We start from the raw sequence: 19,302 nt of genomic DNA on the forward strand, positions 1-19,302 counted from the left end.
AACCATAAAAGGGCTGCTGCTGGCAACGAGCCCCCGGGAGCAGCTGAGGGGTCGCCAGGGTTCCTAAAGTCGACGACCGTGAGGCGTCCCGTCTGCCCACGATCCCCAGCCATGGTCGATGCCAGCCTGCTCAAGTCCACCACCCGCCACGTGAGGGTGTTCACGGCCCGTGTGGAGGACGGTCAGTTGATCGCTGATCCCAGCCAGCTGACTCTGGATCTCGATCCCGACAATGAATTCCTCTGGGAGGTGCCAGTTCTCGAGAAGGTCCAGCAGCGCTTCCGCGAGCTGGTCGCCGCCAGTGCCGGCCACGACCTGAGCGAATACAACCTGCGCCGGATCGGGTCCGATCTCGAGGGCTTCATCCGCCAGCTGCTCCAGGCCGGCGAGCTGCGCTACAACCCCGAGGCCCGGGTCCTCAACTACTCCATGGGCCTGCCCCAAACGCCGGAGGCGTCTTGACCCGCTCCCGCTACGACCGTGGAGAGTCCCCGCGCGGCCGTGCGGGTTCGAGCGGCAATGGCCGTGGCGGCAACGGCCGTGGCATGCCTGCTCCTGAGGGCCGTGATCCCTACGAGAGCTACGAGCGATCCAGCCGGGGACGGAGAACGATGGATCGCGGTGGCCCCGATCCCTACACCGCCGCCGGCAGGCCCAAGGGCGGCGCGAGCAGCCCTGGCGGCGGTTCTGGAGGCAGTCCGATTCAGCTGAATGTGGGCACGATCGCCGTGCTCGCCGGTGTGCTGGTCGTTGGCATCGGCATCGGCACGGCCCTCTCGACGAACACCCCAGGGGACCAGGGCAACATCGCCAGCAGCCAGCAGCTGGATCTGGCGGTGCCCGATCCCGAGTTCTGCAAGCAATGGGGGGCCAGCGCCTTCGTGATGGACGTGGAGCTCTACACCACCATGAACCCCAGCAGCAGCTTCGTGACTCAGCCCACCCTGCAACCCGGCTGCGTGATCAGAAGGGAGAACTGGAGCGTGCTGCAGAAGGAGGGCGCGGTGACGTCCGAGCAGATGCGCCAATGCAAGCAGCGCATGAACACGTTCGCCTACATCGGCTCGATTCGCGACAAACCCATCGTCCGCTGCGTTTACCAGACCGACATCAGCGGCAACAAGTTCCAGACCAGGGGCATCGCCGGTGCTGCCGACGACTCCGTGGGAATCACCCCCGAAGCCAACCAGTTCTGATCGGGTCTGGCCCTCAGGAGGCCGCCGCCTGGGCCACCACCTCCTGGGGAGGAACCGCAGGGCGAGCCAGGGGCTGGCGCAGCGGGCTGTCGGGGCTGGCGAACACCGGCAGGACCTCGCGCCGAAAGGCTTCGGAGGCCCGCGAGCAGTAGCGGGCTGGGTGGGTGATCAGCTTGAGCTGGCGGCGCACCAGCAGATCAGAGACCACCGGGCGGTGCAGGCTGCCGCTGGCCAGTTCGCGCTCGATCGAGACCACCGGCAGGAAGGCGGCCCCAAGCCCCGACTGCACAGCGTTCTTGATCGCCTCGAAGGAATTGAGCTCCATTTCGATCTTGAGACGCTGGACCTCGAGACCGGAGCGGGCCAGAAGCTGATCCACCATCTTGCGCGTGGTCGACTGGGCATCAAGGCAGACGAACCCCAGACGGTAGAGGTCGTCTTTGTGCAGCTCAGGCAGGCGCGCCAGCGGGTGTTTCACCGGCAGGACAAGCGCCAGTTCATCGTTGGCGTAGGGCACCACCTGGAGCAGATCGGCCAGCTCGCTGGGCAGCTCTCCGCCGATGATCGCCAGATCGATCTGACCGTTGGCCACACTCCAGCTGGTGCGGCGCGTGCTGTGCACCTGGAGCTGCACCGAGACGTCGGGATACTTCTGGCGGAACAACCCGATCATCCGGGGCATCAGATAGGTGCCGGTGGTCTGGCTGGCCCCCACGATCAGGGAGCCGCCGCGCAGATTGTGGAGATCGTCGAGGGCACGGCAGGCCTCCTGACACTGGCTCAGGATCCGGTCGCAGTAGCTGAGCAGCAGGTGGCCGGCTTCGGTGAGCTGGGCCTTGCGCCCCCCCCGGTCGAACAGCGAGACATCCAGCTGCTTCTCCAGGTTCTGAATCTGCAGACTCACCGCTGGCTGGGTGACGTAGAGGCTGTCGGCAGCCTTCTTGAAGCTGCCCTCGCTGGCGATGGCGCGCAGGATGCGCAGCTGATCAAGGGTGAAGGGCAGGTCAGCCATGGGATGGGCTCTGGGCCTGGCTCCGGCTGGAAGGTTGAACTCTAAAGGGGAAACCCTTGAACACCCGGGCCTGCGGTCCCGGGCCGGGATGGAATGACACCTCCGCCAGAATCGCCTCTTCCGCTGCGGCTTCTTGGCCCCATCACCGCCCTGCTTCGCCCTCCTCCCCGGCCTTGGCGCCTTCCCGCCGGAGCACCGCTCCAGCCTGGTGATGCTCGCCCTGCTGCTGGGGTTCGCGCTGCTGCACAGTGGAGGTGCGGCGCTGCGCGTCTCGGCTGAGCAGCGCGTCGGAGCCAGGGTGTGGCGGCTGCTGTTCGCCTCAGTGAGCATCCCGGCAGCCGTTGTGGTGGTGGGCTATTTCATCGCCCACCGCTACGAGGGGCTACGACTCTGGAACCTGCAGGGCACCCCCGGGCTGATTCCCCTCGTGTGGGTGGGCACAGCCATCAGCTTCTTCTTTCTGTACCCAGCCACCTACAACCTGCTGGAGATCCCGGCGCTGCTGAAACCCCAGGTGCGGCTTTACGCCACCGGCATCATCCGCATCAGCCGCCACCCACAGGCCGTGGGCCAGGTGCTGTGGTGCGCCACCCATCTGCTCTGGATCGGCAGCAGTTTCATGCTGGTCACCTGTGCGGGCCTGATCGGCCACCACCTGTTCGCGGTCTGGCATGGCGACCGGCGGCTACGGGCCCGCTTCGGGGAGGCGTTCGAGGACCTGCGCGCCAGCACGTCTGTGATCCCCTTCCGGGCGGTGCTTGATGGCCGCCAGCACCTGGTCTGGGGGGAATTCCTGCGGCCGGCCCAGCTGGGCATCGCCGTCGCCATCGGTCTGTTCTGGTGGAGCCATCGCTTCCTGGGGCTGGCGGCCCGCACGTTTCTGGCCGGCCCCCTCGGCCGGTGGCTGGGCTGAGCGTGCGCCATTCGCTGGACCGGGGCAGCTGATCGCGGTCCAACACACAGCCCGAACCCGGCGGAGGAGGCTGCTTACACTCCGTTGGCCCGCACCCCGAGCTGGATGACGTCGGCTGCCGAACTTGCCTGGTTGATCCCCGTCCTGCCCCTGGCGGGAGCGGCCATCACCGGTCTCGGCCTGATCAGTTTCAATCGAACCGTCAACCGGTTGCGAAAACCGGTGGCGATCCTGCTGCTCAGCTGCGTCGGAGCGGCCGCTGTGCTGAGTTTTGCCATCCTGGCGGAGCAGCTGGCGGGAGCTCCCACCATCGAAGTGCTGTTCAACTGGGCCAGCGCCGGCACTTTCAACCTGCAGATGGGCTTCCGGGTGGATGCTCTCGGGGCTGTGATGCTCTCGCTGGTCACCACCATCGCCCTGCTGGTGATGGTGTATTCCGATGGCTACATGGCCCATGACAAGGGCTACGTACGCTTTTTCACCTACCTGGCCCTGTTCAGCAGTTCGATGCTGGGCCTGGTGATCAGCCCGAACCTGCTCGAGATCTACGTCTTCTGGGAGCTGGTGGGGATGTGCTCCTACCTGCTGGTCGGCTTCTGGTACGACCGAGACGGCGCCGCCAACGCGGCCCAGAAGGCTTTTGTGGTCAACCGGGTGGGCGATTTCGGCCTGCTGCTGGGCATTCTCGGCCTGTTCTGGGCCACCGGAAGTTTCGGTTTCGAGGAGATCGGCACCAGGCTCAGCGAGGCCGTGGCCGGCGGCAGCCTTTCCAATGCAGCAGCCGTGCTGCTCTGCCTGCTGGTCTTCATGGGACCGATGGCCAAGTCAGCCCAGTTTCCGCTGCATGTGTGGCTGCCCGACGCCATGGAGGGCCCCACACCGATCTCCGCCCTGATTCATGCCGCGACGATGGTGGCGGCCGGCGTTTTTCTGGTGGCCCGGCTGCAGCCGGTCTATGCCCCCTTCCCTCAGGTGCAGCTGGTGATCGCCGTCGTGGGCACGATCACCTGCTTCCTCGGGGCCTCGATCGCCCTCACCCAGATGGATCTCAAGAAGGGTCTGGCGTACAGCACCGTGAGCCAGCTGGGTTACATGATGCTGGCCATGGGCTGCGGCGCTCCGGTGGCCGGCATGTTCCACCTGGTCACCCACGCCTTCTTCAAGGCGATGCTCTTCCTGGGATCCGGCTCGGTGATCCACGCCATGGAGGACGTGGTGGGCCATGAGCCGGTGCTGGCCCAGGACATGCGCCTGATGGGCGGCCTTCGCCAATTCATGCCGGTCACGAGCAGCACCTTTCTGGTCGGTTGTGTGGCGATCAGCGGCATTCCCCCCCTTGCGGGCTTCTGGAGCAAGGACGAAATTCTCGGACAGGCCTTCAACACCTACCCGTTGCTCTGGGTGGTGGGCTTTCTAACCGCCGGCATGACCGCCTTCTACATGTTCCGGCTCTACTTCCTCACCTTCGAAGGCGACTTCCGGGGCAACGATGCCGCCCTCCAGGCCCAGCTGCTGCAGGAAGCGGGCAAGCCGGTTCAGGGGGCCGAAGGCCACGACGGCGGCCATGGCCACCACGCCGCCCACCCCCATGAATCCAGCTGGCAGATGGCCCTGCCCCTGGCCGTTCTGGCGGTGCCGTCGGCCTTGATCGGCCTGCTGGGCACCCCCTGGCACAGCCGTTTCGCCGGCCTGCTCGACCCCCGGGAAGCCGCCGTGATGGCGGAGCACTTCAGCTGGTCTGAATTCCTTCCGCTGGCCGGGGCCTCGGTGGCCGTCTCGATCACGGGGATCGCCATCGCAGGGCTGGCCTACGCGCTCCACAAACTGGATCTGGCCACCGCGGTGGCTGCGCGTTTCCCCAGCCTCAACGCCTTCCTGGCCAACAAGTGGTACCTCGACGACCTCAACGACAGGATTTTCGTCAAAGGCAGCCGCAAGCTGGCCCGTCAGGTGCTTGAGGTGGACGCCAAGGTGGTGGACGGGGTGGTGAACCTCACCGGCCTCCTGACCCTGGGCAGCGGAGAGGGCCTCAAGTATTTCGAAACCGGCCGGGCCCAGTTCTATGCCCTGATCGTGTTCGGCGGGGTGATCGCCCTGGTGGTGCTGTTCAGCAGCTTCTGAGCCAGGCTTCAGCCGGTGCCACTGTGTGTGTCATCCCTTATCTGGGAGCGGTTGGGGCGGCAGGTATTTCTACACTCCGCCCAGAACTGCTCCCTGCCCCGTGCCGCTCGACCCTGCTGTTGCCACGGGCGCCCTCGGTGCCGTGAGCATGGGATCCGCCACCGTGTTCCCCTGGCTGAGCGTTTCGATCCTGCTGCCGATCGCCGCGGCTCTGCTGATTCCGTTCATCCCGGATCAGGGCGATGGCAAGACGATCCGCTGGTACGCCCTGGGAGTGGCCCTGATCACCTTCCTGGTCACCGCCGGCGCCTACCTCAACGGCTACGACCCCTCAGTGGCCGGTCTGCAGTTGATCGAGCGGGTGGAGTGGGTGCCCGATCTGGGGCTGGCCTGGTCGGTGGGGGCCGATGGGCTCTCGATGCCTCTGATTCTGCTCACCAGCTTCATCACCGCCCTGGCGGTGCTCGCGGCCTGGCCGGTCACCTTCAAGCCGCGCCTGTTCTATTTCCTGATCCTGGCCATGGACGGTGGTCAGATCGCCGTCTTCGCAGTGCAGGACATGCTCCTGTTCTTCCTCTCCTGGGAGCTGGAGCTGCTGCCGGTGTATCTGTTGCTGGCGATCTGGGGGGCGAAAAAACGGCAGTACGCCGCCACCAAGTTCATCCTCTACACCGCGGGCGGCTCGGTGTTCATCCTGCTGGCTGCCCTGGCCATGGGGTTTCAAGGCGGGGGCACCCCCAGCTTTGAATACACCACCCTGGCGGCCAAGGAGTTCGGCACCCGCTTCCAGCTGCTGGCCTACGCCGGCCTGCTGATCGCCTTCGGCGTCAAGCTGCCGATCGTGCCGCTTCACACCTGGCTGCCCGACGCCCACGGCGAAGCCACGGCACCGGTGCACATGCTGCTCGCCGGCATCCTGCTGAAGATGGGGGGGTACGCCCTGCTGCGCTTCAACGTGCAGCTGCTGCCCGATGCCCACGCCCAGTTCGCGCCGCTGCTGGTGGTGCTGGGGGTGGTGAACATCATCTACGCCGCGCTCACCTCCTTCGCCCAGCGCAACCTCAAGCGCAAGATCGCCTACAGCTCGATCAGCCACATGGGCTTCGTGCTGATCGGCATCGGCAGCTTCAGCGCCCTGGGCACCAGCGGAGCCATGCTTCAGATGGTCAGCCATGGCCTGATCGGCGCCAGCCTCTTCTTCCTGGTCGGTGCCACCTACGACCGCACCCACACACTCCAGCTCGATGAAATGGGCGGTGTGGGCCAGAAGATGCGCAAGATGTTCGCCCTCTGGACCGTCTGCTCACTGGCCTCCCTCGCCCTGCCGGGCATGAGTGGCTTCGTGTCGGAGCTGATGGTGTTCGTGGGCTTCGTCACCAGCGAGGCCTATTCACTCAGCTTCCGCATCGTGATGGCGGCCCTGGCGGCTGTGGGGGTGATCCTCACGCCGATCTATCTGCTGTCGATGCTGCGCGAGATCTTCTTCGGCAAGGAGAACACCGAGCTGGTCTCCCACACCAAGCTGGTGGATGCCGAGCCCCGGGAGATCTATGTGATCTCCTGCCTGCTGGTGCCGATCATCGGCATCGGCCTCTACCCCCGCCTGATGACCGACAGCTACCGGGCCTCGATCGAGGCCCTGGTGCAACGTGAGGAAGCCTCGATGGCCCGGATGATTCCAGCCGGGCGCCAGGGCCTGATTCGTCAGAACCCTCCCCTGGCCTGGATCAGCCCCGGACTGGAAGCACAGCGGCCCCTGCTGGTCGCCCCACTGTTGCCCTGAGCGAAGGGATTACGAAACCCTGCGGTTGCAGCAGTCACCCTCCCCCACCACAAGGGGATGCCTACGCTCCCAGCCAGTCGGGATTTGGAGGGGACTTCCCTCACGTCCAAGCGTTTCAAACAACCGCCTCTCCCACTCGCCTCGCCCCAAGCGCCCTCAACCATGCGTCAGCTGAACTTCCTGCTGATCTTCAGCTTCGGCCTGGCCACCGTGATGTTCACCCTGGAGAACACCACGCCCACCACGGTGCGCTTCCTGCCAGGGGTGAGTGCCACCCTGCCCCTCGCCGCCATGATGCTGGTGGTTGGTGGCATCGGTGCCACCGCCGCCTGGGTGTTCGCCGTCTGGACCGGCGTCGTCAAGAAGGTGGAGCAGCTGCAGGAGCAGACCGAACTGGAGGCCCAGCAGGTGCGGATCCGCGAACTGGAGGAAGACGTTCAGCGGTACCGGGCCACCGTCGATGCCCAGCTGAGCCTGCTGCCCGCAGCAGGTGAGAGCTCAGCCCCCACCCCTGAGCCTCAGCCCGAGCAGGCCTGAAGCTCAGTCCGGCTTTCGCTGGCCGTCGCCCGCCAGGCGGGGTACGTTTCCGGTAGTAGTGGAAGCACCGTGGCTGAAGCAGGCGCCAGGCTGGCGATCCGCCTGCTGCAGGATGCCGCCGAGCGTGGCGAGATCGACCCCTGGGACGTCGATGTGATTGCCGTGGTCGATGGCTTCCTCGACCAGCTGCGCCAGCGGATCGGGGCCCCGCGCCTGGTGGGCAGGCCCGGCGACGGAGGCAGTTATGAGAGCGACCTGGCGGCCACCAGCGAGGCGTTCCTGGCCGCATCGGTGCTCGTGAGCCTCAAGGCGGAGATCCTCGAGCAGCAGACCCTGCCCCCCGAACCGGAGCTGGAACCGGATGGCTTCGCCGGCGACGATGACGCGGGGGAAGTCTTCGAGCTGCTCTCCTTTCAGCTGCCGCGCAGGCCCGAGCGGCATCTGCTGCGCCGGGCCGTGGCTCCACCTCCCCTGCAGCGTCCCGTCACCCTGGGCGAACTGATCCGCCAGCTGGAGGACATCGCCGAGCGGCTGGAGCAGGGTGAAGGCAGCGGGCGGGCGAAGTCCCGGGGACGTCGCTACAGCGAGCGGGCCGCCATCGAACAGGTGGCCGCCCTCGCCCACCGCGAGAAACTGCCGGAGACCACCGCGGCCCTCAGCCACTTCCTGCTGGAGTGGCAAGCCGCCAGCGACTGGGTGAACTTCGAGGTGCTGGTGGACGCCTGGGCCGAGGCCGCCCCACCGGATCTGGACCGGGATCGGGTGGGGGTGTTCTGGGCCCTGCTCTTCCTTTGCTCCCAGGGCAGGGTCGACCTGCAGCAGGACGGCGATCTGTTCGGGCCCCTGCACCTCAAAGGCTGCCAGGAGGGCGTGGGCACGCTGCCGTCAGCATTGCCTCACAGACTGGTGCCAGCTCCCTCTCCGGCTCGGGAAGTCCGGGCCGCCTGAGGGTCTTCATTAAGCTGCCCAGATTCAGATCAGAAGCGGACAGGTGCCCATGAAGGCCATGATTCTCGCGGCCGGCAGGGGGACACGGGTGAGGCCAATCACCCACACGATCCCCAAGCCGATGATCCCGATCCTGCAGAAACCCGTCATGGAGTTTTTGCTTGAGCTGCTCCGTCAGCATGGGTTCACCGAGGTCATGGTGAATGTTTCACACCTGGCCGAAGAGATTGAGAACTACTTCAGAGACGGCCAGCGCTTCGGCGTGGAGATCGCCTACAGCTTCGAAGGACGCATCGAAGATGGTGAACTGATCGGCGCCGCCCTGGGTTCCGCCGGTGGCATCAAGAAGATTCAGACGTTTCAGCCGTTTTTTGACGACACCTTCGTGGTGCTTTGCGGCGACGCGCTGATCGATCTCGATCTCACCGAGGCCGTCCGGCGCCACAAGGAGAAAAAGGCGATGGCCTCCCTGGTCACCAAGCGGGTGCCCAGGGACCAGGTGAGCAGCTACGGGGTGGTGGTCACCGATCAGGACAGCCGGGTGCTGAGCTTCCAGGAGAAGCCTTCCCTGGAAGAGGCCGCCAGCGACATGATCAACACCGGCATCTACATCTTCGAGCCGGAGGTTCTCGATCACGTCCCCGAGGGCATCCCCTTCGACATCGGCTCCGACCTCTTCCCGCGGCTTGTGGCTGCAGGAGCCCCCTTCTACGCCCTGCCGATGGACTTCGAATGGGTCGACATCGGCAAGGTGCCTGATTACTGGCAGGCGATCCGCAGCGTGCTGGAAGGCAACGTACGTCAGGTGCAGGTACCGGGCCGGGAAGTCCGGCCAGGGATCTTCACTGGCCTGAACGTCGCCGCCGACTGGGACAAGATCACCGTTAAGGGTCCCATCTACGTGGGAGGAATGACCCGCATTGATCCGGGCGTGACCATCGTGGGCCCGGCCATGATCGGGCCGAGCTGCCACATCTGTGAAGGCGCCACGATCGACAACTCAATCATCTTCGAATACTCGCGCATCGGTGCGGGCGTGCGCCTGGTCGAGAAGCTGGTGTTCGGCCGCTACTGCGTCGATCGCAACGGTGATCACTTCGACCTGCAGGAAGCCTCTCTGGATTGGCTGATCACCGATGTGCGCCGCCAGGACGTGGCGCAGCCATCCCCCCAGCAGAAGGCCATGGCCGATCTCCTGGGAACGGATCTGGCCCTGAGCGGGGGCGACAGCTGATCATCTGCCCCTGGCGGACCGCCGCTTCAGCAGCGGTCCGCCAGGGGCAGCGGCCGACGTTGGGCCTGGCAGTTGCGTGGTGTGGCCGACACGCCAGCCTCAGCCAGGATCAAGGGAATGCGCTCCTCGGCCTTCACGGCCATCAGGTGAACCCCCTGGGTAATCCCCCTGTAGGCACGCACCTGTTCAGCGGCGATCGCCACACCCTCAGCCGCTGGGTCTGATGAAGCGGCCAGGCGGTCGATGATCGGCTGGGGGATCGAGGCCCCAGGCACCACGCGGTTGATGAAGGCCGCGTTTCGCGCCGACTTGAGCAGGAACACCCCGGCCAGCACCGGCAGGCCCAGGGGCTCGCTGATCTCGCCGCAGAAGCGGCGCAGGGCCTCGCTGTCCATCACCATCTGGGTCTGCAGAAAGCGGGCACCAGCCGCGTGCTTGCGCCGGACCCTGGCCCGAAGACCACTCCAGCTGGCCGACTGAGGATCAGCCGCTGCCCCGGGGAACAGGGCTGTGGGACCATCCGGGAGAAGACCCTCCACGGGATCAAGGCCTCCATTGAGCTGGCCCACCAACTGAAGCAGGCGCACCGCCTCCAGCTCGTTGACGGCCCGGGCGCTGGGTTGATCTCCGGCACGCACGGGATCACCGGTCAGGCAGAGCACATTGCGGATGCCCAGGGCATGGGCCCCGAGCAGATCGGCCTGGAGAGCAATTCGATTGCGGTCGCGACAGGCCAGCTGCAACACCGGCTCGAGCCCGGCCTCCAGCAGCAGCCGGCAGAGGGCCAGGCTGCTCATGCGCATCACGGCCCTGCTTCCATCGGTGACATTGACGGCATGGACCAGCCCACGCAGCTTGGAGGCCACCGCCAGGGTGCGCTGCGGATTCCCTCCCCGCGGTGGGGTCACTTCGGCCGTGATGGCGAACTGACCGGTCTCCAGGGCCTGGCGCAGAAGCAACGGACGGGGGATCGCTCAGGCCCCATCATGCGCCAACGGCCACTGCTTACAGTGGGGTGTGGAGGCCTGGGGTATGGATGTCCGATCGAGACGATCATGTCCAGCTGCGCTCCAGTCTTTCGGAACGTGAACTGGAGATCATCGAGCGCGTGGCCACAGGCCTGACCAATCAGGAAATCGCCCTGGAGCTGATGATCAGCAAGCGCACCGTGGACAACCACGTCAGCAACATCTTCACCAAGACCGGCGCCAAGAACAGGGTGGCCCTGCTGAACTGGGCGATGGACAACGGCAAGATCTGCCGTGACGGCTTCAACTGCTGCAATCTGCCCAGCCCAGAGGGCTGACCCCAGGCGGCGATGCCCCCTGGGCCGGATCAGGCAGGCGTGGCAGCTGAAGCCGTCTTCGGGAAACTGGGCCTCTCCACCGTGGTGGTGAGGGATTGGAGGCTGTAGCGGTCTGGACCAAGCCCGAAGAGGTCGGCGTAGTCAAGACAATCATCGGCATCGCGCCCTGCGAAGCGAAGCACGCCTTGGTGGTCGTAGAGACCGATCACGAGCAAAACTGCGGCTGAACGGAATTAAGGAGAAATCCTTAACGAAATCCTAGTCGATGTCGCCGTCGTTACAAAGCCCTCCATCCAGCAAGGCCTGCCGTTCGGCCAGGGGCCTGTGGCTCCAGGCGCAGCGTGCCAAGGCGGCGTTGCTGAGATCTCCCCGTCCCGTGATCTCCTTCAAACACCAGGGCGGCACGGTCAACGGCTGGTCCTCCCGCTCCAGTTCCACCTCCGCCAGAACCAGGGGCGCGTTCTCCCCCTCGAACACGTCGAGGACCCAGTCGCCGCCGGGCAGATCCAGGCCGTAGCGCTGCTTGCTCAGGTTGTCGGTCGTCAGAGCCAGAAGCTGCCTGGCATCGTCAGCGGGAATCGCGTACTCAAACTCCGCACGGGTGATCCTTGTGACGGCGGCCTTGAGCGTCAGCCAGGCCCTGCTCCCCGGCCCGGCCGATGCCTCCATGGGCTCGTCCTCCAGGCGAACCCGCACGGTGACGCCATCGGCTGAGGCCTGCAGATACCCCTGGCGCAGACGCTGCCCCCAGAGGATGTGATCCCTCCAGCCGGAACCCCGCACCAGAAAACGTCGCTCGATCTCCAGAGCCACCGCTGAACCTGCTCACCCGGACTGGTTCATCCTGACCCCTGCGCCAAGGGCACTCAGTTGGCCGATGGTTCAGCCGCCGTGAGATCGCCGGCCCAGTGCAGCTTGTGGCTGAGGGTGCGGTAGTAGGAGGGGCTCTGCTGGAGCACCACCATCAGCGCACAGTGGCCCGAGCGCTGCACCACGCAGCGATCCCCCGGCTCCATGACCGTGGCATGGGCTCCATCCTTCCAGAGCTTCACCCGCCGGCTCGGTTCACCGAGGGGCCAGATCGCCAGCTGGGAGCGGGGCGGCACCACCACCGGGCGGCTGGAGAGACTCATCGGGCAGATCGGGTTGACCACGATCGCGTCGATTCCGGGATGGAGGATCGGGCCTCCTGCCGCCATGGCATAGCCGGTGGAGCCCGTGGAGGTGGCGATGATCAGGCCGTCGCCGCGAAACTGGTCCACCACTTCCCCGTCGATCTCCAGCTCCAGCACACAGGTGGGGGAGAACTCATCGAGGCAGGGACGGAAATAGAAGTCATTGAGAGCCCGATGCAGCGAACCAGGCCCAGAGCCGCCAGGATCCTCCGCCTCCTCCCCTTCGGGCACCCCGTCGCCGCGATCGACAAAGGCCTCCAGCATCATTCGACGCTCGAGCGCAAAGCGGTCATCGCGCAACCGCTGCCAGAGGTTGTCTTCGGAGGAGGTGGTGCTGAGCACCAGCAACTTGCGCTCATGGGTGAGAAAACCGAGATGACCACCCACGTTGAAGCTCAGGATCGGCACTTCCAGGGGGCCGAGGTGACGGGCCGCCCCCAGTACGGTGCCATCTCCACCGAGGACCACGGTGAGATCGGGAAGACAGGGCTCGGTGGCCAGCAGCCCCGGAAAAGGATTGGAGGTGGCTCCACAGGTGGCCACCGTGACATGGACCCCCTGCGAACGCAGATCTTCAGCGCAGCGCCTGGCCTGGCGCTGGGCAGCCTGACTGCCGCTGCGCACAATCAACCAGACCCGTTGCAGCTGCATCAGATCAGGCGCAACATCCGAACGGCCGGAGCAGCAGGCCCGATCACCAGCGCAACAGGTTGAAGCGTTCCATATCGACGGTTTCGCGGTTGCGGTAGAGGGAGAGCAGAATGGCAAGACCGACAGCGGCTTCGGCGGCGGCCACGGTGATCACGAAAATGGCAAAAACCTGGCCACGGATCTGCTGACCATCGATGTAACTGGAAAAGGCCATCAGGTTGATGTTGACGGCATTCAGCATCAGCTCGATGCTCATCAGCACCCTCACGGCGTTGCGGCTGTTGATCAGACCCCAGACGCCGGTGCAGAACAGAATGGCCGCCAGCACCAGGTAGGCCTCGAGCGGAATGTCGATGGAGGAGGCGGGCATGGTCAGACTTTCTCCAGCAGGGTGGTGTCGCGGGGGGGGCTCTCCAGCAGAAGGGGTGTGCGTTCCTTCTCGATCAGCCCTTGATCGGCGGCTTCGCCGGTGATCACATCGCTGCTGTACACGTCACGGCGGGCCAGCACAATCGCTCCGATCATGGCCATCAGCAGCAGCACCGAAGCCAGCTCGAACGGCAGCAGGTAGTCGCTGAAGAGGTGAATGCCGATCAACGTGGTGGCGTCCTCGCCGAGGGGGGTGGGGCCTGGTACCGCCCAGGGGGTGGTGAGGTCGACCCGCAGCAGCAGCAGGAACAAACCGAGGCAGACGGCGCCGGAGAGCACCCGGCGCAGGAGCAGACCGGGAATCTCGGCCATCGCTTCCTTCTTGTTCACGAGCATGATCGCAAACAGGATCAACACATTCACGGCGCCGACGTAGACGAGCACCTGGGCCGCGGCGACGAAGCTGGCATTGAGGAGCAGGTAAAGACCAGCCACTGAGAGAAACACACCAGCCAGCAGGAAGGCTGAATAGACGATGTTGGGCAGAAGCACCACACCCAGGGCCCCCAGCACCAGGGTGAGGGAGAGGGCGACGAAGCAGATCAGCTGGGTGACAGAGGCGATCGTCATCAGGCGTTCTCCTCGGGCTGGGACGCTGCGGCAGCCAGCTCAGCCTGCAGCTGCTCAGGGAGCTGGCCAGCCCTTGGCCTGGTGGGGTCAACGCCGTGGGGATCGATCTCACCCTTGGGCAGGTAGCCCAGCTCACGCATGGGCACCACGGCAGGATCGCTGGTGACACTGGTGGGAAGGCGGCCAAGGGCCACGTTGTCGTAGTTGAGGCTATGGCGGTCAAAGGCCGCCAGCTCATACTCTTCGGTCATCGAGAGGCAGTTGGTGGGGCAATACTCCACACAGTTGCCACAGAAGATGCAGACTCCGAAGTCAATGGAGTAATTGCGGAGCTCTTTCTTTTTGGTCTCCTTGTTCATCACCCAATCAACCACGGGCAGATTGATGGGGCAAACCCGGACGCAGACCTCACAGGAGATGCACTTGTCGAATTCGTAGTGGATTCTGCCGCGGTAACGCTCCGATGGAATCAGCTTCTCGTAGGGATACTGAACCGTGATCGGCCGGCGGCGCAGGTGATCGAAGGTGACCGAGAGGCCCTGGGTGATGTAATTGGCCGCACCGACGGCGTCCTTGGTGTAGTCACCGACCTTTTGCAGGAATCCGAACATGGTGTGGGGAGTCGGAACGGAACGAAAACAGGAGTTGGAGGAAGGGCCTGGAGCTGTTGGCTGGGCCCATGATGACCGTCTGAATGCTCAACCGCCGAAAAAGGACGGGAAGGCCAGTTTGAGGCCGGCGGTGACCAGCAGATTGACCAGGGCGATCGGCAGCAGGAACTTCCAACCAAAATCCAGGAGCTGGTCGATCCGCACCCGGGGCAGGGTCCAGCGCAGCAGGATCGCGATGAACACCAGCAGGTAGGCCTTCAGCACAGTCATCACGATGCCGAGGGAGCCGGTGATCACCTGCACCAGGGGTGCATCCACCGACTGACCGAGGGCTCCGGCCAGCCATTCCACCGGCAGGGGGAAGCCCCAGCCGCCGAGATAGAGCACCGCCACCAGCAGGGCCGAGAGCACCAGGTTGATGTAGCTGCCCAGGTAGAAGAGGGCGAACTTCATGCCGGCGTACTCGGTCTGGTAACCGGCCACCAGCTCCTCTTCAGCCTCCGGAAGGTCGAAGGGGAGGCGTTCGCATTCGGCCAGGGCACAGATCCAGAAGATCAGAAAGCCCACCGGCTGACGCCAGATGTTCCAGCTGAGAATCCCGGCACCGCTCTGCTGGTTGACGATGTCGACGGTGCTCAGCGAGTTGCTCATCATCACCACCGCCAGCACCGCCAGAGCCAGAGGAATCTCGTAGCTGATCGACTGTGCCGCAGCCCTGAGCCCCCCGAGCAGGGAATACTTGTTGTTGCTGGCGTAGCCGCTCATCAGCAGGCCGATCGGCTGGATGCTGCTCAGGGCGATCCAGAGGAACACGCCGATGCCCACATCGCTGATCAGCAGGTTCTGGCCGAAGGGCACCACCAGCCAGGAAAGGATGACCGGCACCAGCACCAGCACCGGGCCGAGGGTGAAGAGCAGGCCATCGGCCCGCTTGGGAATCACGTCTTCCTTGAACAGCAGCTTGAGACCGTCGGCCATCGGCTGCAGCACCCCGAGGGCGCCGGCATACTCCGGTCCGATCCGCTGCTGGACGGCCGCCGAGATCTTGCGTTCCAGCCAGACATTGACCAGCACGCCGACGACGGCCGCCACCAGCACCAGCAGCATGGGCAGGGGCAGCCAGAGCAGATGGGCTGCGGCCTGGCTCAGGCCGAACTCCTCGAGGGTGCTGGTGAAACTGGACTGAAGATCAAGGCCTGGGCCCACCAGGGCCAGGCCAGGCCAGGCGGTGGTCAGAAGGGCTGGTGCCGGGTCGATCAACACCGTGACAACTCCATCTCGAGCTGAGGTGAGGGCAACCTAAACGCCTGGCAGGGCCTTGCGGGCATCCTGAGGCAACCAACTCCTGCGCCCTTCCCCGGTGTAGATCTGCGTGGGGCGGTAGATGCGGTTCGCCCCCAGCTGCTCCTTCCAGTGGGCCAACCAGCCCGCCACCCGGGCAATCGCGAAGATCGGCGTGAACAGATCCCTCGGGATACCCAGCTTGCGGTACACGAGCCCGGAGTAGAAATCGACGTTGGGGTAGATACCCTTGGGGCCGAGCCGATCGGCGGCCACCTCCTCCACTCGCCTGGCCACGTCGTACATGGCGTCGTAACCGAAGCGATCGAACAACTGCTCGGCCAGACCCTGGAGAATCACGGCCCGGGGATCCTTGACCTTGTATTCCCGGTGCCCGAAACCCATGATCTTCTGCTTCTCGGCGATGGCCCGATCCAGCCAGGGCTCCACCCGGTCCTCGGTGCCGATCTGCTCGAGCATGGCCAGCACGTCTTCATTGGCGCCACCGTGCAGGGGGCCGGCGAGGGTGCCCACCGCCGAGGCCACCACGGCATAGGGGTCGGTCAACGTGCTGGCGGTGACCCGGGCGCTGAAGGTGCTGGCGTTGAGGCTGTGCTCGGCGTGCAGGATCAGGCAGGCATCGAAGATCCGTGCCGCCAGGGGATCGGGCTCCCGCTCGGTGAGCATGTACAGGAAGTTGGCGGAGTAGGGCAGGTCGTCGCGGGGCTGGATCGGATCCTGTCCCAGGCGGATCAGCTGGAAGGCAGCCACCATGGTGGGGATCTTGGCGATCAGACGCACCACCGCCGCCTCGATGTAAGCGGGATCATCCAGGGCCCGGCGGGAATAGAACAATCCCAGGGAGGCTGCGCTCGACTGCAGGGCGTCCATCGGGTGCCCATCGGCCGGGAAGCACTTCATCATGTCCCGGATGCGGAAGCTCACCCGCCGGTGCATCTGCACGTCGTGCTTGAAGGCCTGCAACCGCTCGACGGTGGGCAACTCACCCCAGATCAGCAGGTGGGTGGTTTCGAGGAATGTGCTGTGGGCCGCCAGTTCCTCGAGGGGATAGCCGCGGTAGGTGAGCAGGCCCTGGAGGCCGTCGATGTCGCAGATGGCCGACTGGGTCGCTGGAACACCCTCGAGCCCAGGACGGAAGACGGGCGCTGCCTGGGCGGCAACCCGGTTTGCATCCATCACCATCGGCGTCGTCCGTTCAGCAGCTCAGAAGCTAGGGCCAGGTCCTGGCCCCTGCCGTAGCCCTGCCGACAGCCCCTGGCACACCCCTCCAACCGCTCAGTGGCCCGTGAGCAGAGAACGGGGCGTGAGCAACAGCTGCAGGCTGGCCCCTCCCAGCAGTGGCTGCAGGCCAGCCGAGCTGGGGGAGGGCAGCTCGAGCAGAGCCACGCCGGCTTTCTTCAGGCGCAGGGCCCCGGGGGGAGCACCGCAGAGCCTGGCGGCCAGGACGCTGAGGTCGGGTTCATGGCCCACCAGCCCGAGGCGACCACCGCCAGACAGAGGACCATCCGCCGCCAGCCAGTGCCCGAGCAGGGGCAAGGGGTCGGCATCTGGGGAGAGTTCAGCCGCGATCGCCAGCGCCCCGCAGAGGCCCTCTTCCCGGGCGATCAGGGCGGTCTGGAACGCCCGCAACAGAGGGCTGCTCAGCAGCTGATCACAGCCCAGATTCAGCTCGAGCAGCCGCCGCACCACCGCGGCCGTGCGGCGGCGGCCCCGCGTCGTCAGCGGGCGCTCCCGATCCGGACGGCCAGGCGGCGCAGGCTCCTGGCGCTCCTCGGCCAGGCCATGGCGCAGCAACAACAGAGACAGGGGGGGCATGGCTCACTCCAGCTGCAGATGCGCCCGCAGGGCGAGCAGCGAGGACGGACTCAAGGGGGGGGGTGGATCCTCCAGCAGGGGCGATTCGATCGCCAGGCTGAAGGCCAGGCCGTCGATACCGCCCACCAGGGGACGGCCCACCAGGTTGGAGAGCAGCTGCCAGGGGGGCCAGGGGGCCAGCAGATCCTGGGCGGGTTCGGCGGCCAGAGCCACCTGCAGGGGAGCCTCCCTGGTTCCGAGGGTCTGCAGCTGCTGGATCCGCTCCTTCGGGGCCTGTCGACCTTGGAGCTGATCGTCAAGGGCGGCCAGGCCATCCCCCCACCAGGCCGTCTGGTCTTGATCGAAACGGACACCGGCCACCGTGGCCTGCAGACGGTCGGGATCGCCTTTTCCGGGCCTGGCTTCCAGGCGGCTCCAGACCTGCAGGGTCTGGCCATCACGCTTCAGGGGCGCCGGGCTGTAGCCCTGGGCGTTCAGCGCAGGGCGCAAGCCATCCGTGTCCAGGGCCGTCGCGGCGGTGGCGAGCATCCAGCCCTGCCTCCGGCGCAGGCCCAGCAAGGGGCCATGGTCGGCGGCCGCCACCAACGATGGCAGCGGTCCTCTCAGATCAGCGAGGGTGCGACGCAGCTGTGGAGCCAACAGGGAGCTCCAGAGATCAGCGCTGGCCGGGTCGCCGGAATCCTCCAGCAGGGAGGCGGGATCCTGCAGCAGCGCCAGGCTCGCCACCGGGCCGCGCAGCTCACCGAGCAGGTCGGGGATCGGATCCAGCTGCAGACGAGGGAGGGGCAGACGGGAGGAGAGCAGCGCCTGGAGCTGGAGGCCCCGTCCATCGGGCACCAGGGCCGCCACCAGGTCTCCAACCCCATCAGCAGAGGCGAGGGTGGAAGGCAGGCCGAGCCAGTCGCTGAAGGCCTGAGGGCGTGCCGTGAGCAGCGCCACCCCCCCCTCCAGCCGGCCGACGGCAGCCTGAAGCGAGTCCTGCCCAGCCTGGTTGAGCTCGTCGATCTGTGACACATCGAGCGCCTGCTCGAGCACCCCACGGCCGGAGGCGATCAACACCAGCTGGTCATCGATCAGGGCGGTGGCCAGAGCCTGGCTGGGCTCCCCCACCAGAGCGCCGCGGCCGCTGATCAGCCCCATGCCGCGGTAACTGCTGATCTGCAGGGCCGTGCCCGCCAGGCTGCGGGACTGCCAGAAGCGCTGCAGGAAGCGACGGGCGCCCTCCGGTTCGCGACAACGGAGAGCGAGCAACCAGCCGGTGGGCCCTGCGCTCCCCTCAGGAGCGATCACCGCCAGGCTGGTGTCGGGGCCCAGCCAGCCGGCCAGTTCGCTGCTGTACTCCAGGCCAGCGGTGGCGAAGGCGCCATCCCGCAGGTTGGCCACCAGTTCAGCCGCCTCCCGGCGCCGGGGCGGAGGAGCTACAGCTCTGGCATAGGCCACCAGCTGGTCGGGCTCCACCAGCAGGTGCAGACTGAGCAGCGCGTTGCGCGGCACGAAGCGGGCCGCCAGGGGCAGCTCGAGCGGGTGCTGCTGCAGGCGCAGCGGACTCTGACGGAGGGCCAGCCACCAGAACCCTCCCCCCAGGGAGAGCAGGAGCAGGGCTGCCGTCAGCACAGCCGCCAGGAAGGGGCGAGCCTTCATGCGCCGGACGCAGGGGTTGCTGTCATCTTCATCCATGACCACGCCGGATGACAGCCCC

21 protein-coding genes are annotated in these 19,302 nt (G+C 65.9%); 9 read left to right on the forward strand and 12 right to left on the reverse strand.

Annotation, left to right across the window (positions count from 1 at the left end):
- The first annotated feature begins 111 nt into the window (after nt 1-111).
- Complete coding sequence (locus FPZ61_RS11145; RefSeq protein WP_185466659.1) at nt 112-462, forward strand: NAD(P)H-quinone oxidoreductase subunit M; 351 nt, start codon at nt 112-114, stop codon at nt 460-462.
- Nucleotides 459-1,196, forward strand: coding sequence for a DUF3172 domain-containing protein (locus FPZ61_RS11150; protein WP_255441552.1), 738 nt, complete (start codon nt 459-461; stop codon nt 1,194-1,196). Before FPZ61_RS11145 ends, FPZ61_RS11150 begins: the two co-directional genes overlap by 4 nt.
- Nucleotides 1,197-1,209: 13 nt before the next feature.
- On the opposite strand, the gene FPZ61_RS11155 is transcribed toward FPZ61_RS11150, so the two are convergent.
- Nucleotides 1,210-2,208, reverse strand: coding sequence for a LysR family transcriptional regulator (locus FPZ61_RS11155; protein ID WP_185466660.1), 999 nt, complete (start codon nt 2,206-2,208; stop codon nt 1,210-1,212).
- Nucleotides 2,209-2,419: 211 nt separating this feature from the next.
- Between FPZ61_RS11155 and FPZ61_RS11160 the strand changes: the two genes are divergently transcribed.
- From FPZ61_RS11160 to FPZ61_RS11185, 6 genes are all read left to right on the forward strand, one after another.
- Nucleotides 2,420-3,121 (forward strand): NnrU family protein, encoded by a 702-nt coding sequence (locus FPZ61_RS11160; protein ID WP_185466716.1) that lies wholly within the window; start codon nt 2,420-2,422, stop codon nt 3,119-3,121.
- A 105-nt stretch (nt 3,122-3,226) separates the two neighbouring features.
- Nucleotides 3,227-5,242, forward strand: coding sequence for an NAD(P)H-quinone oxidoreductase subunit 5 (locus tag FPZ61_RS11165; protein ID WP_185466661.1), 2,016 nt, complete (start codon nt 3,227-3,229; stop codon nt 5,240-5,242).
- 148 nt (nt 5,243-5,390) lie between these two features.
- On the forward strand, nt 5,391-7,025 hold the full coding sequence (locus FPZ61_RS11170) for an NAD(P)H-quinone oxidoreductase subunit 4 (RefSeq protein WP_185466717.1): 1,635 nt from the start codon (nt 5,391-5,393) through the stop codon (nt 7,023-7,025).
- A gap of 162 nt (nt 7,026-7,187) precedes the next feature.
- A complete protein-coding gene (locus FPZ61_RS11175; protein ID WP_185466662.1) occupies nt 7,188-7,562 on the forward strand; it encodes a LapA family protein in 375 nt (124 codons plus the stop codon).
- A 69-nt stretch (nt 7,563-7,631) separates the two neighbouring features.
- On the forward strand, nt 7,632-8,510 hold the full coding sequence (locus tag FPZ61_RS11180; RefSeq protein WP_185466663.1) for a segregation/condensation protein A: 879 nt from the start codon (nt 7,632-7,634) through the stop codon (nt 8,508-8,510).
- A gap of 49 nt (nt 8,511-8,559) precedes the next feature.
- On the forward strand, nt 8,560-9,744 hold the full coding sequence (locus tag FPZ61_RS11185; RefSeq protein WP_185466664.1) for an NDP-sugar synthase: 1,185 nt from the start codon (nt 8,560-8,562) through the stop codon (nt 9,742-9,744).
- A 26-nt stretch (nt 9,745-9,770) separates the two neighbouring features.
- Here FPZ61_RS11185 and FPZ61_RS11190 read toward each other — a convergent pair whose 3' ends face one another.
- The gene (locus FPZ61_RS11190; RefSeq protein WP_185466665.1) at nt 9,771-10,703 is read right to left on the reverse strand and encodes a methylenetetrahydrofolate reductase; all 933 of its coding nucleotides are present in this window, start codon (nt 10,701-10,703) and stop codon (nt 9,771-9,773) included.
- A gap of 77 nt (nt 10,704-10,780) precedes the next feature.
- Here FPZ61_RS11190 and FPZ61_RS11195 point away from each other — a divergent pair, with 77 nt between their 5' ends.
- Complete coding sequence (locus FPZ61_RS11195; RefSeq protein ID WP_185466666.1) at nt 10,781-11,050, forward strand: LuxR C-terminal-related transcriptional regulator; 270 nt, start codon at nt 10,781-10,783, stop codon at nt 11,048-11,050.
- Nucleotides 11,051-11,079: 29 nt separating this feature from the next.
- On the opposite strand, the gene FPZ61_RS11200 is transcribed toward FPZ61_RS11195, so the two are convergent.
- From FPZ61_RS11200 to FPZ61_RS11245, 10 genes are all read right to left on the reverse strand, one after another.
- Nucleotides 11,080-11,259: a hypothetical protein gene (locus tag FPZ61_RS11200; RefSeq protein ID WP_185466718.1), complete on the reverse strand. Its 180-nt coding sequence runs from the start codon at nt 11,257-11,259 to the stop codon at nt 11,080-11,082.
- 49 nt (nt 11,260-11,308) lie between these two features.
- Nucleotides 11,309-11,863, reverse strand: coding sequence for a CYTH domain-containing protein (locus FPZ61_RS11205; protein ID WP_185466667.1), 555 nt, complete (start codon nt 11,861-11,863; stop codon nt 11,309-11,311).
- A 53-nt stretch (nt 11,864-11,916) separates the two neighbouring features.
- Nucleotides 11,917-12,876 (reverse strand): NAD(+) kinase, encoded by a 960-nt coding sequence (locus FPZ61_RS11210; protein ID WP_185466668.1) that lies wholly within the window; start codon nt 12,874-12,876, stop codon nt 11,917-11,919.
- A 43-nt stretch (nt 12,877-12,919) separates the two neighbouring features.
- Nucleotides 12,920-13,246, reverse strand: coding sequence for an NADH-quinone oxidoreductase subunit NuoK (gene nuoK, locus FPZ61_RS11215; RefSeq protein WP_185466669.1), 327 nt, complete (start codon nt 13,244-13,246; stop codon nt 12,920-12,922).
- 2 nt (nt 13,247-13,248) lie between these two features.
- Nucleotides 13,249-13,875, reverse strand: coding sequence for an NADH-quinone oxidoreductase subunit J (locus tag FPZ61_RS11220; protein ID WP_185466670.1), 627 nt, complete (start codon nt 13,873-13,875; stop codon nt 13,249-13,251).
- The gene (gene ndhI, locus FPZ61_RS11225) at nt 13,875-14,486 is read right to left on the reverse strand and encodes an NAD(P)H-quinone oxidoreductase subunit I (RefSeq protein ID WP_185466671.1); all 612 of its coding nucleotides are present in this window, start codon (nt 14,484-14,486) and stop codon (nt 13,875-13,877) included. Before ndhI ends, FPZ61_RS11220 begins: the two co-directional genes overlap by 1 nt.
- 87 nt (nt 14,487-14,573) lie before the next feature.
- Nucleotides 14,574-15,692, reverse strand: coding sequence for an NADH-quinone oxidoreductase subunit NuoH (gene nuoH, locus FPZ61_RS11230; protein ID WP_185466719.1), 1,119 nt, complete (start codon nt 15,690-15,692; stop codon nt 14,574-14,576).
- 93 nt (nt 15,693-15,785) lie between these two features.
- Nucleotides 15,786-16,970, reverse strand: coding sequence for a citrate synthase (locus FPZ61_RS11235; protein ID WP_185466672.1), 1,185 nt, complete (start codon nt 16,968-16,970; stop codon nt 15,786-15,788).
- Nucleotides 16,971-17,063: 93 nt separating this feature from the next.
- Nucleotides 17,064-17,603 (reverse strand): histidine phosphatase family protein, encoded by a 540-nt coding sequence (locus tag FPZ61_RS11240; RefSeq protein WP_185466673.1) that lies wholly within the window; start codon nt 17,601-17,603, stop codon nt 17,064-17,066.
- Between the two features lie 3 nt (nt 17,604-17,606).
- Complete coding sequence (locus FPZ61_RS11245; protein ID WP_185466674.1) at nt 17,607-19,244, reverse strand: DUF3352 domain-containing protein; 1,638 nt, start codon at nt 19,242-19,244, stop codon at nt 17,607-17,609.
- Nucleotides 19,245-19,302 lie beyond the last annotated feature (58 nt).

The organism is Synechococcus sp. BSA11S, assembly GCF_014224355.1.
Classification (GTDB): domain Bacteria; phylum Cyanobacteriota; class Cyanobacteriia; order PCC-6307; family Cyanobiaceae; genus Regnicoccus_A.

Excerpts from the sequence above, each read along its gene's own strand:
- FPZ61_RS11145 (WP_185466659.1), top strand. The coding sequence starts at position 112 with ATGGTCGATGCCAGCCTGCTCAAGTCCACCACCCGCCACGTGAGGGTG.
- FPZ61_RS11155 (WP_185466660.1), bottom strand. The coding sequence starts at position 2,208 with ATGGCTGACCTGCCCTTCACCCTTGATCAGCTGCGCATCCTGCGCGCC.
- FPZ61_RS11160 (WP_185466716.1), top strand. The coding sequence starts at position 2,420 with ATGCTCGCCCTGCTGCTGGGGTTCGCGCTGCTGCACAGTGGAGGTGCG.
- FPZ61_RS11165 (WP_185466661.1), top strand. The coding sequence starts at position 3,227 with ATGACGTCGGCTGCCGAACTTGCCTGGTTGATCCCCGTCCTGCCCCTG.
- FPZ61_RS11170 (WP_185466717.1), top strand. The coding sequence starts at position 5,391 with ATGGGATCCGCCACCGTGTTCCCCTGGCTGAGCGTTTCGATCCTGCTG.
- FPZ61_RS11175 (WP_185466662.1), top strand. The coding sequence starts at position 7,188 with ATGCGTCAGCTGAACTTCCTGCTGATCTTCAGCTTCGGCCTGGCCACC.
- FPZ61_RS11185 (WP_185466664.1), top strand. The coding sequence starts at position 8,560 with ATGAAGGCCATGATTCTCGCGGCCGGCAGGGGGACACGGGTGAGGCCA.
- FPZ61_RS11195 (WP_185466666.1), top strand. The coding sequence starts at position 10,781 with ATGTCCGATCGAGACGATCATGTCCAGCTGCGCTCCAGTCTTTCGGAA.
- FPZ61_RS11210 (WP_185466668.1), bottom strand. The coding sequence starts at position 12,876 with ATGCAGCTGCAACGGGTCTGGTTGATTGTGCGCAGCGGCAGTCAGGCT.
- nuoK (WP_185466669.1), bottom strand. The coding sequence starts at position 13,246 with ATGCCCGCCTCCTCCATCGACATTCCGCTCGAGGCCTACCTGGTGCTG.
- FPZ61_RS11220 (WP_185466670.1), bottom strand. The coding sequence starts at position 13,875 with ATGACGATCGCCTCTGTCACCCAGCTGATCTGCTTCGTCGCCCTCTCC.
- ndhI (WP_185466671.1), bottom strand. The coding sequence starts at position 14,486 with ATGTTCGGATTCCTGCAAAAGGTCGGTGACTACACCAAGGACGCCGTC.
- FPZ61_RS11235 (WP_185466672.1), bottom strand. The coding sequence starts at position 16,970 with ATGGTGATGGATGCAAACCGGGTTGCCGCCCAGGCAGCGCCCGTCTTC.
- FPZ61_RS11240 (WP_185466673.1), bottom strand. The coding sequence starts at position 17,603 with ATGCCCCCCCTGTCTCTGTTGTTGCTGCGCCATGGCCTGGCCGAGGAG.
- FPZ61_RS11245 (WP_185466674.1), bottom strand. The coding sequence starts at position 19,244 with ATGAAGGCTCGCCCCTTCCTGGCGGCTGTGCTGACGGCAGCCCTGCTC.